Origin of the sequence: Marasmitruncus massiliensis, from assembly GCF_900186535.1 — a bacterium.
In the GTDB taxonomy this organism is placed as follows: domain Bacteria; phylum Bacillota; class Clostridia; order Oscillospirales; family Ruminococcaceae; genus Anaerotruncus; species Anaerotruncus massiliensis_A.
In genome coordinates this window covers 20,542-32,997 of record NZ_FYDE01000004.1, presented here as the reverse complement: position 1 = coordinate 32,997, position 12,456 = coordinate 20,542, and the positions used below count along the sequence as shown (strand labels likewise).

At 48.6% G+C, this 12,456-nt stretch carries 10 protein-coding genes and 1 tRNA gene; 2 read left to right on the top strand and 9 right to left on the bottom strand.

The window, feature by feature from the left end:
• From C1A10_RS04080 to C1A10_RS04055, 5 genes are all read right to left on the bottom strand, one after another.
• Entirely contained in the window at positions 1-444 is a 444-nt protein-coding gene (locus C1A10_RS04080) for a prepilin peptidase (RefSeq protein WP_101909041.1), read from the bottom strand.
• A complete protein-coding gene (locus tag C1A10_RS04075) occupies positions 422-5,989 on the bottom strand; it encodes a DUF3846 domain-containing protein (protein ID WP_180950977.1) in 5,568 nt (1,855 codons plus the stop codon). Before C1A10_RS04075 ends, C1A10_RS04080 begins: the two co-directional genes overlap by 23 nt.
• Before the next feature lie 290 nt (positions 5,990-6,279).
• Positions 6,280-6,660, bottom strand: coding sequence for a TnpV protein (locus C1A10_RS04070; RefSeq protein WP_101909039.1), 381 nt, complete (start codon positions 6,658-6,660; stop codon positions 6,280-6,282).
• A gap of 719 nt (positions 6,661-7,379) precedes the next feature.
• Entirely contained in the window at positions 7,380-8,300 is a 921-nt protein-coding gene (locus C1A10_RS04065) for a ParB/RepB/Spo0J family partition protein (RefSeq protein WP_101909038.1), read from the bottom strand.
• A gap of 370 nt (positions 8,301-8,670) precedes the next feature.
• The gene (locus tag C1A10_RS04055) at positions 8,671-9,444 is read right to left on the bottom strand and encodes a ParA family protein (protein WP_101909036.1); all 774 of its coding nucleotides are present in this window, start codon (positions 9,442-9,444) and stop codon (positions 8,671-8,673) included.
• 127 nt (positions 9,445-9,571) lie between these two features.
• Here C1A10_RS04055 and C1A10_RS04050 point away from each other — a divergent pair, with 127 nt between their 5' ends.
• A complete protein-coding gene (locus tag C1A10_RS04050; protein WP_101909035.1) occupies positions 9,572-10,729 on the top strand; it encodes a tyrosine-type recombinase/integrase in 1,158 nt (385 codons plus the stop codon).
• A gap of 65 nt (positions 10,730-10,794) precedes the next feature.
• Positions 10,795-10,870, top strand: a tRNA-Ala gene (locus C1A10_RS04045).
• Positions 10,871-11,204: 334 nt separating this feature from the next.
• Here the strand turns inward: C1A10_RS04045 and C1A10_RS04040 are convergent.
• The 4 genes from C1A10_RS04040 to C1A10_RS04030 form a co-directional block, all read right to left on the bottom strand.
• Positions 11,205-11,459: a hypothetical protein gene (locus C1A10_RS04040; protein WP_101909034.1), complete on the bottom strand. Its 255-nt coding sequence runs from the start codon at positions 11,457-11,459 to the stop codon at positions 11,205-11,207.
• 135 nt (positions 11,460-11,594) lie between these two features.
• Complete coding sequence (locus tag C1A10_RS18830) at positions 11,595-11,861, bottom strand: SOS response-associated peptidase family protein (RefSeq protein WP_278309113.1); 267 nt, start codon at positions 11,859-11,861, stop codon at positions 11,595-11,597.
• Positions 11,753-12,166 carry an SOS response-associated peptidase family protein gene (locus C1A10_RS04035; protein ID WP_278309112.1) on the bottom strand — a complete coding sequence of 138 codons (414 nt, stop codon included), beginning with the start codon at positions 12,164-12,166 and terminating at the stop codon, positions 11,753-11,755. The genes C1A10_RS18830 and C1A10_RS04035 overlap by 109 nt, the downstream gene beginning before the upstream one ends.
• A gap of 73 nt (positions 12,167-12,239) precedes the next feature.
• Entirely contained in the window at positions 12,240-12,422 is a 183-nt protein-coding gene (locus tag C1A10_RS04030) for a hypothetical protein (RefSeq protein ID WP_101909033.1), read from the bottom strand.
• Positions 12,423-12,456: the final 34 nt, after the last annotated feature.

Below are 12,456 nucleotides of genomic sequence, written 5' to 3'. Positions count from 1 at the left end.
TCATTTCTGAAAATAAAGCAGGCAGTAGCCTGCCGACAAAAAAGGGGCAAGCGCCACAGCCTGCCCCTTCGTTTTGACCCACAGCATCCGCAGCAGGACATACAGAATTGCCGCTGTCAGTGAAACCACCAGCGCGTAGGCACTGGACAGTATCCCAAGGCAGAAGCTTGCCGCCCCGATCAGTTTGATGTCCCCGCCGCCGAACCCGTCCTCTTTCCAGAGCGTCAGGAACAGGCAAAGCAAGCCGGTGCAGAGCATCCCGGCGAGCGCGTCCCAAACGGAGACGCGCCCCGCAAGGATGCCCAGCAGCCCGGACAGCAGCAGCATCAGGGGACAGACGTCCGGGATCTCTCTCGTTTTTGCGTCCAGAATAGCAGCTAGCAGCAGCGCACCCCCAAACAGCACTCCGGACGCATAGCGGTTAATGAGCCAAAGGTTCTGCATACGCGGCTCCAAGATTGAATTTTTCCGGCTCCCGGAACAGCTGCAAATAGCTTTGCATCTGGCTTCTGTCGAAGGACGTAAAGTCGTCTCCGGATTCCGTTTCCGCACAGAGGAAAAACGTACCGGCAATAATTTCGCCGTTCACTGTCCGGTTGGGCGGCAAACCCATCAGTTTGCCTTCTTCGTTGCAAATCAGCACTGCGTTGTCCGCAAAAGGATGAACGGCCTCTATGCTGCCGCCCACCAGCTTCTGCATATCCTTGAGTTCGCCTCTCATACGCTCAATACGCGCCGCTTTGCCCGGTTCCACCAATACAACTGTCATTTCCTGATCTTCTCCTTTCTCTGTAACAATCTCTGTTTCTTCCTCATCAATGACCATATCCTCCACGCGGTTGAGATCCAGGTCATAATTGAGCTTTGCCTGACGTTCCAGCTGCTTTTGCAAATCGTCCTCATACTGAAACGGGACGGCATAGGCTACTTCGCATTTGTTCAGCGCCGCTTTGCTGTCCTCCAGATTCTGCCGGGTATCCAGCAGCTGCTCTCCCATCTTTTTCAGCGCGTTCTCAATTCGCATCACGCTGCCCACGCTGTCAAAGCTCAGCTCTGCCGTGTACAGTGCGCTGCCCCGGATGCGTACCTCAACGGTGTCTTCATACAGAGTATTCCGGTGCAGGGACAGGGCAAATCCCCGGAAACTGCCCACCGGAAGGTCAGCGTCACGGCCTGCCTTTTTGCTGAGTGCCAGCAGTTTCGCGCCCGCAGGTTCACGTTCCGTGAAATACGTACCGCCAACGGTCATGGAAAACTCCTGGCCGTCCGTCTGCGCGTATAGCGCCATGTCCGTTTGGATGTTCGCCGCCGTTTCCTCCGCTTTGGCAATCTGCCGGGGCAGATCGCGCCGGATAGCGTCCTCCAACCGGTACCGCTCCGCGTTCCAGGCATTTTTCAGTTCGGTGAGCCGCGAAACCTGCATGTCGGCATCCAGCTTTTCCTTGATGCGCGGGTCTCCGCTGGCAATCGCCTTGACTTCGGCGTACGAGAGCACCGCCTCGTCCACATCCTCACAGGTACGGCTGATAGCTTTGGAGGTCATAATCTGCGAAATAAACCGCGCCTTTGTTTCCACGATGCTCCACAGATAGGCGTCAAAGGAGCGCTCCGTAACATAGCGGTAAACAAAAACCTCGTCGAAGCATTTGTTGCCCTGCCGCAGGATGCGCCCTTCACGCTGCTCAATGTCGGACGGACGATACGGGCAGTCTAAATGATGAAGCGCGATCAGACGATCTTGAATGTTGGTGCCCGCGCCGCACTTCTGTGTGGAACCCAGCAGCACGCGAAGTTCGCCGCTGCGGCATTTGGTGAACAGTTCTTCCTTTGCCGCGTCGGAATTCGCATCATGAATAAACGCGATTTCCTGTTCGGGGATTCCGGCCACCGCTGCCAACCGTTTAAACTCATTATAGACGTCGAATGCGTCCTTTTTCGGGGTGCTGGTGTCGCAGAACACGAGCTGCACACCGCGCTGCTCCGACGTTTCGCGGTAATGATGGAGCACGCGCTCCACACATTGCGCGATCTTGCCGTCTGGGTCGGCGGGCGCGTAGGGGTCGATGAGCCGCATATCCAGCCCGGCCTTTTTCGCGTCGGTCGTGAATTTTAGCATGTTGTCCTCGGTGGGATGCACGTCACCGTTGCGGATGCGTTCCACGCGGGCAAGGCCGTCCAGCATGAATTCCTCCAGCGCCTTGGACGGCTTGCATTTGACCACCACCGGTTTCCCTCCCGCCAGTTTGGGAACCGGCAGGTTCAGCATATCCGCTGTCTGGATGTCCGCAATCTCGCGGAACATGAGCATCAGCTCCGGCAGATTGTGGAACTTTGCAAACCGCGTGCGGGGACGCAGGCCGTTGCCCTCCGGCGCCATCTCCATCTCTGTAACGGTTTCCCCGAAGTTTGCCGCCCAATCGTCAAAATGAAAAATGCCCCGCTCGCGCAGGGCTTGTGGCTGCAAATATTTCTGCATGACATACAGTTCCGCCATGCTGTTGGAAAGCGGCGTGCCGGTCGCAAAGGTTACGATACCGGAAATTCCGTCGTGGTTCGCAAGGTACTCCAGTTTCATGAGCAGGTCGGAGGATTTCTTTGCGTGGGTGTTGGAGATTCCGGCGACATTGCGCATTTTGGAGAAGGTCGCGAGATTTTTATAGTAATGCGCCTCGTCCACAAACAGACTGTCGATGCCGAGTTGTTCAAAGGTCACCTGCCGGTCTTTCTTTCCGTCATCCAGCAGCCGCTTCATTTGTGTTTCCAGCGAGAACTTCAGGGATTCGAGCTGCTTGACGGAGTATCTTTCCCCGCGCTGCCGCTTTGCGTCCTCAATGGCGAACGAGACCTCCTCCACCTGCCGCTCAATCTGCCGCCGCTGGTTTTCCGGGGACATCTGGATTTTTTCAAACTGGCTATGCCCGATGACCACATACTGCACATCGCTCATCGCAATCCGGCTCAGAAACTTCTGCCGGTTGCTCGTTTCGAAGTCCGCTTTAGTGGAGATGAGCACTTTAGCGTCCGGGTACAGTTCATAGATGTCGCTGCCAAACTGTTCGGTTAAGTGGTTTGGCACCGCAAACATGACTTTGCCCGCCAGCCCCAGCCGAAGCTGCTCATGCGCTGCCGCGATCATCGTGAAAGTTTTGCCCGCGCCCACGACGTGCGCCAGCAGCGTGTTGTTCCCGCTGATGCAGCGGGCGACCGCGTCCAGCTGGTGCCGTCGCAGCTCCACCCGGGGATTCATCTCCGGCAGCAGCAGGCGGGAACCGTCATAGCTGCGGGGAACAATATTGTTAAAGTGCTCGTTATAGTAGTCCACCAGTTTATGGCGTCGGTCACTGTCCTGAAACAGCCAGCTTTGAAACTTCGACTTGATGATCTCCTGCTTGCCGCGTGCCAGCCGGGTCTCTTTGGAATTTACGACATACTTGACGCCGCCTTTCCCATCGTCCTTTGCATCCCGGACGGTGGAGCTACGCAGGTTCAGCGTATCTTCGATGATCTGGTAGGCGCTGATGCGCTCCGTTCCGTAGGTGCTGGAAGCGCTGATATTGGTCTTATCCCGCCACTGGTTCAGCACCGTCCAGCTGCCGTCGTACCGGTTATAGATTACATGCAGGTCATTCGGGGTACCGCCCCGGTACCGGAAAGGTGTCCCCAGCAGTTCATACACAAACTGGTCGTAATATTCGATATCCAGCCAGGGCGTCCCCATATGGAGTTCGATTTCGGAGGGTTCCAGCGCTTTCGGCTGGACGGCGGTAAGGGCTTGCACGTTGCGGGAAAACCGTTCGGGGTGCTGTTTGGCATAGGACTGCGCGACGGCCAGCTTCTCCCGCACATTGCCGGAGAGGTATTCCTCCGCCGTCTGCCAGCCTTCATAGGGATGTTCTTCTGAAAAGTGCAGCGGGTCTAAATAGATGCTGTCGCCCAGCTCCGCGAGAAGTTCCTCCGGCGCTTTCGGATAGACCTGCTGCAAATAGGAAAAGTCTACCGACCTTCGGTAGTTCAGGCAGAGGGTAAGTGCGTCCTGCGCGTTGTCCGCGCGGTCGGCAAGGACGGCAGGCTTGATGGTGCGCTTTGTGAAAATGTCCGCTTTACTGACGTTGCCCTGTTCATCTGCTGACTCCAGCACAGCTAGCAGAGCCGCGTCATTATCTTGCCGGAACACGCGCCGGTTTTCCCGCGTCCCGATTCTTCCGAACTCCTTAACAAAGCGGTCATAGGCGGTGTTGAGCGTTTCCTGCAGGGCGGCAAGCTGTTCATCCGTGCCGCGCTCCCGCTGGCAATCCAGGACATCCAGCACCGCAAGCCGGATTGCGTGCAGCCCCTTAATACGCGCGATACCTTTAGGCATCATGTCGCATTGCCACATCCAATTGTTTTCACGGTAATAGATGGCATTGTTCACAACCGTATAGGTGAAGTTTCGGACGTTCGGGTCTGCCGGAAGGAGTTCTTCTTTACTGTCCATTTCCTGCGCATTACCCAAAGGGGCATACTGTGCTTCCAGTTTTGACACCGCTTCGGACAGCAGCTCTCCGAGGTCTTTTCCCTCGAACGGCCTGCAGGAGGTGAGCTTTTCGTTGCCGTACATCGACTTGTCATAGACCATTTCGCCCAGCAGCATCTCCGGATGGCTGAGGAAATACTCGTTGACCGGCACGCCGTTTGCATCTCTGCCGACAAGCAGCCATTCCGGTTCCTCCGTGGTCATCATCTCTCGCTTCTGCAAAAAGAGGATGTCCGTGGTAACTTCGGTATTTGCGGTTTCCAGAAAGGCATTGTTAGGAAGCCGGATCGCGCCGATGAGGTTCGCTCTCTTGGCGAGATACCGGCGCAGCGTGGAATTTTCTTTATCCAGTGTACCTTTTGTGGTGACAAAGACGACGAACCCACCCGGCCGGACTTTATCAATCGCTTTGGCGAAGAAAAAGTCGTGGATGAGAAAGTGGTAACTGTCGTACCGGACGTCTGCGAGCTGATAGTTGCCGAACGGGACGTTTCCGATTGCGGCATCGTAAGAATCGTCCTGCAAGTCTGTCGATTCAAACCCCTGAATCCGAATGTCTGCTTTCTGATAGAGCTGCTTTGCAATGCGGCCGCTGACACTGTCCAGCTCCACGCCGGTGAGTCTGCTGGTTTGCAGCTGCTCCGGCAGCTGCCCGAAGAAGTAGCCAACGCCCACGGACGGCTCCAGCATCCTGCCGCCGGAAAAGCCGAACCGTTCCAGCGCGGCGTATACCGCGTCGATCACTTCCGGGGAAGTGTAGTGCGCGTTGGGCGTGGAGGCGCGGGCGCTCTTATATTCGTCCTCATCCAGCAGGGAAGAAAGCTCCGCAAATTCGTTTGCCCAGCCGGTGTTGTTCTCATCGAACGCCTGCGGAATGCCGCCCCACCCGGAATACCCGGCCAGCTCCTGCTGTTCCTCCGGTGTCGCCAGCCTGCCGTCTGCTTCAATCTGCTTGAGCAGCCGGATGGCGCGGACATTTGCCTGATACTTTGCTTTCGGCCCGCCGGTGGGACGGTCGCCGGAATAGCGGTAGTTCTGCCGGGTAACCGGCACTTCGGGAATTGCTTCAAAGATTTCAGGTAGCTCTGTGCCAAACTCGACGTCAGCTTTTCTCTCAATGGGATCTGCCCCAAGATAAAGGACGATTTCCCGAAGCTTCACCTCATCTTTCTGCGAGGTTTGTTTTGTTTGTTCGTTTTCCGGCTGATGATAGTCGCCTTTAGCGATTAAGTCGTCTATGCGGGCGGCGACTTCATCCGGCAATTCTGCGTCAAACTCGACGTAATGCTTTTCGTCTCCAGCCTTGCTTTCTATGGTAACAGTATCTCCATCACGGGAAATGACGGCATTTTGAAGTAAATTCTGATCTTTCTGCGGAATTTGTTCCGTTTGTTCGCTTTCCGACTGATAATAGATTCCTTTCGCGATTAATGTATCTATGCGGGCGACGACCTCCTCCCATTTCAGCGTCATGGAAACCCCATCTTTTTTGTACTGTGAGCGGATCTGTAAAAAATCTGGTTCCCAATGAACGAAGCAGTAAGGGAGATTCCTTTTTGTAAACAGATAGCCGCCCCATCCGTATCTGTCTTTTAAAAACGCCTGTCGCTTTTGTGTACCTGATTCCTGTTGAAAAAACTGATAGGTATCCCTATTTATGTTTGCCGACAGGTCTCCATGCAGTAATATCTGCTCCAGAAGTATCTCATGCATAGGGCTTCGCAACGAAAAAGGAGCGGCTTGTTCTGCCGCTCCAAATAGATTTAATTGTTCGGGAACAGTTCGCTCTGCACGATCTCGTTCGCCGTGTCCTGTATCTGCTGGTTGTACTGAACCAACTTGAGAAAATCTGCGTCCTTCGGCGGCGGGGTCTGCTGTTTGAGCTGTTCCTGTATCCGCTCCGACTTCTCCCAGCACTCGTTGTTGATCTTGTGCAGATAATCCAGCAGTTCGCCGTCCATAATTAATTGTTTGAGCTGTTCCGGCTGTTGATCCTCCATATACTCCAGTTTTAAGTTCCCGAATCTTCCCATCGGTTCCCGATTCTGAAAATCGCCTGCTATTTGTGGATAATAATAACCGTCGCTGTTCATTAGATAGAGGATACCATTTTCCTCTTTTTTCGTCATCATTGTTTTGCTCATATGTTATACTCCTTTCGATTTCCCTCAATACTTGTTCCGTTGCCTTTGATACCAGAATACCCGATTCCTCAAAATAGTCAATGTTTCTTAACAGAGAGCGATCAAATGAAATGCTGTCCACGTTGTTTCCTGTCCGGCTGTATACCGCAAATTGAACATACTCTTGTATGTTTCGCGTAGCATCTAGCTTTTGTAGAGCACTTTCAATCAGCGGATCAAGGTGTTCTTTCACTTTTTCCGCTTCATATCTCCATACATGCGGCAGTGTTTGTTCCTCTCCAATGGTATCCGATACATCAAATAAGTGTATCAATCCCGACATATCCTTGTTAAACACTGTAATGATTTTTGCGCCCTGCTTTATCTTCCGCTTCATCCGCTGTGTCCACAAATCTTCCGAGGCTACTGCAACCGCATCCGGACGCTGGGCAAAAATAAGCACCTGCCTTTCAAAATTGTATTTGTATAGTCTCCCGCAAAAAGCAAGAAACGCTTCAAGAGTCTCATCGTTGCCGATTATTCGATAAAGCGTTTCAAGGTAAGCCTTTCGCATCTTACTAGTGTTTTGAAACTTCATTGCTGCTCTTTTTCCTTCCTAAATAAAAATGACATATGATTTTATCACAATTCAGTTAAATAGCAATTTGACTTACAAACGCTTTCATTGTGGTTATCTGCTGCGTGCTTCTTCTCATACGCTATCACTCCAAATTTTAAAGTTAATTTAGCTTGGCGGCAAAATGTTTTTCCAGAATCTCCATAATCTCCTTTTCGATTTCTTTTGTCTTTTTGCCGGGAAAGTATTGCTGTAAGGCAGAAGTTTGTAATTTAACGGGCGTTTTCTCTTTCGGCTCTTTCGGCGGCTTCGACAGCAAAGAAATAATCTTATCCCGCGTCAGGTCGCCGTTATCGCTTTTAGCCCGGAGCAGCTCCGCCGCTTTCAGGTCAATCTTCGTATGATACGCTTCGATATATTCCAGAAGCCGCGACTGCGTTTCCTCGTTGAGATAGGACAATTCAATTCCTGCTCTTAAGGGAATTTCATTGCCATCAACCATAGTTAAAAGATTTGGTATTAATTCTGTAAGACGAACATAACGGAATATGTTTGCGCGAGAATCACTATTTATTTCTGCAATTGTTTTGGCTGAATTGAACTTTGTCTCCATTGGAGACAAAGTTAGGTCAGACCGCTTCCCTTGCTGCTTTATGGCATCTAATTGCATCTTATAAGCGAAGGCTTTTTCGCTGGGGAGCAGCTCCTGACGTTGCAGCAAGTTGGAGTTGACTAGCACTAGCTGCGCCATTGCATCGTCGAAATCTTTAACGATGCAGGGGACGGTGAGCAGCCCCGCCAGTTTACTGGCATTCACACGGTTATGCCCGGCGAGAATCTGATATCCGTCCTCCATAGGACGGACGATTACTGGAGAGAGGACGCCGTTTTCTTTGATGTCTTCTGCCAGTTCCAGCAGCTTTTCCTCCGAGTATGGCCGGAACGGTTGGTTCGGATATGGAATCAGGGAGCTGATCTCCAGCTCCCTGATATCTTTTTGGCTGGTTCCTCCCAGCATCATATTGAAAGCTTCCTTCGGCGTCGGGGCCGAGAGCTTGCTTTTCAGGTCAATCTTCATGGACATTGGCAACCTCCTTAATATTTTTATTTAAATAAATAATTAATGACACGATGGCTACAAACCATTCTGTTATACTGGAAATTATAATTGTTATTATCAAAGCAATTATGACAGCTGACATTTCAGCATGATTAGAAAAATATTGCACAGAAATTTGCTGAGCATCTAAAGACAGATTGAAAATTAAACCTAGAGAAGATATAAATAAAATAAATATTTGTTGAATTAGCTTAATCACTTTTAGTTTAGTTTTGAACATGCTGATCATAAAAAATGAAAGTTTACTGTACATGACAAAGAGGCCACGCGCAAAACAAGTAATCATAAGTGAGTAAAGTATCCATAAATAGAAAATTAACATATCATCATTCTTTCATTGAAGCATCTCATCCACGACAGCCTGATACTCTGCGCCGAGCTTGCTGCTCTTCGTAGCGATCAGGCTTTTCTGTTCATAGGTGCTGTTGGTGGCCTCCACCGACCTGCGGATTTTGCTATGATACACTTTGCTGCCGTAACGATCGGTTAAGGCGCTTTCTACCGCTTTAGACATATTGGTGTTGTCTGCCATGGTTAGCAGCACACCCTCAATTTCCAATTCCGGATTGATGTTTTCCTTAACCATAGCGTAAATCTGTTCCAACTGTTCCAGCCCATCAAGCGCAAACTTCTGAGCCTGCACCGGAATAAGTACACTATCACTGGCGGTTAAAGCGTTGGTAAGGAGAATCCCCAAACTGGGCAAACAGTCGATAAGGATGTAATCATATGCCGCAAATGCATCACCTTTTAAAAGGCGGTGCAACACCTGTTCCCGGCAGATAACATTTGATAGAAACATATCCGCAGACGCAAGCAAAATGTTGGACGGGATATAGTCAATTCCTTCCGCATTGGTTCGAATGCTCTGCTGAATACTTTCCGAGTTCAGTTGATTGACCGCGATTTGCTGGAGCAATTCGCTGATTGTGGGCAGCTCGTCCAGATCGTGCCCGATGTAGTTTGTAAGGTTGCCCTGCGGATCGAGGTCGATAGCCAGCACTTTCTTGCCCGCCTTTACCAGCCCGGCGGCAATGTTTAAGGCGGTCGTCGTTTTCCCCACGCCGCCTTTCTGGTTTGCAATTGCGATAACTTTTGTTTTTGACATGTTCTTTTCCTCCTCAAAATAAGAAATATGAAAAGGAGCAGGCTATGTCGCCTGCTCCTTGGTCTCTTGAAATAAAGATAATATATGTTATCATTTTGATTAGCGAAAATTTATATGGGGTGAGAAAATGGACAGCTTGGTCTTGACAGTAGAGGAATGCGCTAATCAATTAAAAGTATCTCCAAGTGATGTAATGAAGCTAATTGAAGCTAAGGAACTTAAGGCAAAAAAGATTGGAACGAATATAAGAATCTCGATTTTTGATTTATTGAAATATCTTGGACAAACATCAACCGAATATTGCAATAATGCTATCGACGGATTATACAATCAAACTTTTTTTATAGATGCCGCTTTGGAGTGGAAAAACGAACATTGGAAAACGATTGAATACAATACTACAAAAGGATATAACCCAGCATTTAAAAGAGCTCTTTTTTATTTTAAAGATAAAAAATTATCTGAAATTAAACCCATTGATATTAACGAATTTATAATTCAATTTTCCAAAACCGGAGTATGTAAGAAAACTGTACGAACTCAACTTCTAATTTTGAATATGTTATTAAATTTCTGTGTGATAAAAGGGTATATGAAATATAACCCTGCAGAATGTATTGATATTCCAAAACACCTGCCTCATACCATAAGAAATCCTCCAACCATTGATCAGATTGAAAAAGTAAAAAAAGGGCTGAATGCAACTTTTGGACTATTCGCCTATTTTCTGCTTTTTACTGGTTGCCGTAAAGGAGAAGCTCTAGCATTGCGTTATTCCGACATTGATAGATGCAATAAACTCATAACCATAAATAAGTCTATATATTATAAAGGTAACTCTCCTTTTGTTAAACTACCCAAAACAGATGCTGGTCTCCGTAAAATTGTTTTACTAGATAATCTTGAAAAAGTAATACCGTTAGGCGAACCAAATCAATATATATTTGCGAATGATGCAAACGGCTTGTTAACAAGCTCTCAATTTCAGAATAAATGGAATAATTATTGCAAGGAAATCGGTTTATATAAAGAAAAATCTTATTATGAAAAAAGCGGGAGGTTGCATAACAAAATAATTCCGCTTATTACACCTCATCAGCTAAGGCATGCTTATGCTACAATGCTTTTTGACGCTGGAGTTGACGAAAAAGATGCACAAGAACTTCTGGGCCATACAAGCATAATAATGACTAAGGATGTATATACACATATTAGTGAGGCCAGAAAAGAAAAAACCGCTAAAATTTTGAATGAATATTTATCACAAAGAATGTTTGCTAATTAGCGGCTTCGAGTCCCTCTATTCCCACCAGCAAAATCCGGACAGGTTCTGCTTGTCCGGTACCATTTGGGGGCGTAGCTCAGCTGGGAGAGCGTACGGTTCGCATCCGTAAGGTCGAGAGTTCGATCCTCTTCGTCTCCACCATATAAAAAAGGACCTGTGTAAATACAGGTCCTTTTTTATATGTACCATTTACTTTTCCAATCATAAGTCTTAAGATGTCGCTGCATTTTTAAGGCCGATGCATACCGGTTGTTGTCAGCGATCGGTATGCTGTGGAAGTCTTTTTGCTGTCATAATATAACTCCATAGGGATATTGTGCCAAGCTATTCCTGATTTTGCAACATATATTTACATATGTTTCCAAGGAGCGTGCCGAGATTGGTATGCTCCTATTTTCATCATCTAATCCGGTGACCCAAGCAAAAACCGGTGCCAAGTTGAACACTTAGCACCGGTTACGTAATATCTACTATTTTATTGTGCCTTTTTCAGTTCAGCAATTTGGCTTGTATGGGCAGTAACCGACCTTTCCAGATTGCGTACACGGTCTTTCACATCATCTATTTCATCAGCCTTTTGAAGCTTTTGAATGATGTCGCCGTGCTGCTCCGCAATCAAATAAATTTCTGGTAATACCTTCGTTTCAATGATGGCGTTAAACTGATTAACCAGAGTTTTATTGTTTTCCTCAAGCATCAGCTTCATTGCCTGCAAAAGTTCATTGTCCATGAGTTCACTGCCCCCTCCGTTTATATTTAAAATTATACACGGTTTCAGACTTAGTTGCAAGCAGTAGACGATCTCTCTGCGATAATTACCGTAGCGCTGATCCGATTTCCGATTTTTATGGTGGGTCGATTTTTATCATGATACAACCGGTTGTTTCACCAGCATCGGCGGCTCTCTATTTATAATTCGCACGGCAGTGGCAGTATTTTGCAGCCATGAACTTACATCCTCGTTCGGCAGTACCAGCGGCATCCGGTTATGCACATCTGCGATGGATGTATTCGCGGCAGTCGTCAGGATTGTGAATCGTTGCTCTCCGGCAAAGTCATTGTACAGTCCGGCCAGATAAATTTCCGGAACTTCCGGAAGCCGGAACAGTATTTCTTTTTTGCAGAATCCCACTCAAAGAAGCCAGTAGTCGGTATCACACAGCGCTTTTCAGCCAGACATTTTTTAAACATCGGCCTTTCCTGCGCGGTTTCTGCCCTGGCGTTAATGATTACGCCCTTGTTCCGAAAATTCGGGAATCCCCATGTGAACAGCTCAGGCTCCATTCCAGATCCGGACGGTAAAAGAACAGGAACCAAGTTTGCCGGAAAAATCTCTCCGGTTTTCATTCCCGTCACACCATACTTGCGTTCCACTTCTGCTACAATATTGCGTATATCCTGGCTTTCCTTCGCTGAAAAATTATACCTGCCGCACATACAATTCGCCTCCTATTATTGCTTCCCTCTACAAACCACCCCGGCCCCTCATACCAAAGATACGCTTGTTGCCCTAAAATTCGGCATAAATATCGGATGTGCCTTGTCCGCCCGCTTTCAGGCTGGCGGCCTGCCTTATATCCAGCACTCTATCCACGGAAAACACCCTGCCGTCTTCCCACTTAATTGCAGTCGGCTGCATGTTTCCATCGACATCAAAATGGACGTCTACTTCTACATTCACTTTTCGTGTCATTTGTCAGCCTCCGTTCAAAAATGTGACAGGATGA

Coding starts and splice junctions, on each gene's coding strand:
- C1A10_RS04080 (WP_101909041.1), bottom strand. CDS start 444: ATGCAGAACCTTTGGCTCATTAACCGCTATGCGTCCGGAGTGCTGTTT.
- C1A10_RS04075 (WP_180950977.1), bottom strand. CDS start 5,989: ATGACGCTGAAATGGGAGGAGGTCGTCGCCCGCATAGATACATTAATC.
- C1A10_RS04070 (WP_101909039.1), bottom strand. CDS start 6,660: ATGAGCAAAACAATGATGACGAAAAAAGAGGAAAATGGTATCCTCTAT.
- C1A10_RS04065 (WP_101909038.1), bottom strand. CDS start 8,300: ATGTCCATGAAGATTGACCTGAAAAGCAAGCTCTCGGCCCCGACGCCG.
- C1A10_RS04055 (WP_101909036.1), bottom strand. CDS start 9,444: ATGTCAAAAACAAAAGTTATCGCAATTGCAAACCAGAAAGGCGGCGTG.
- C1A10_RS04050 (WP_101909035.1), top strand. CDS start 9,572: ATGGACAGCTTGGTCTTGACAGTAGAGGAATGCGCTAATCAATTAAAA.
- C1A10_RS04040 (WP_101909034.1), bottom strand. CDS start 11,459: ATGGACAATGAACTTTTGCAGGCAATGAAGCTGATGCTTGAGGAAAAC.
- C1A10_RS04035 (WP_278309112.1), bottom strand. CDS start 12,166: ATGTGCGGCAGGTATAATTTTTCAGCGAAGGAAAGCCAGGATATACGC.
- C1A10_RS04030 (WP_101909033.1), bottom strand. CDS start 12,422: ATGACACGAAAAGTGAATGTAGAAGTAGACGTCCATTTTGATGTCGAT.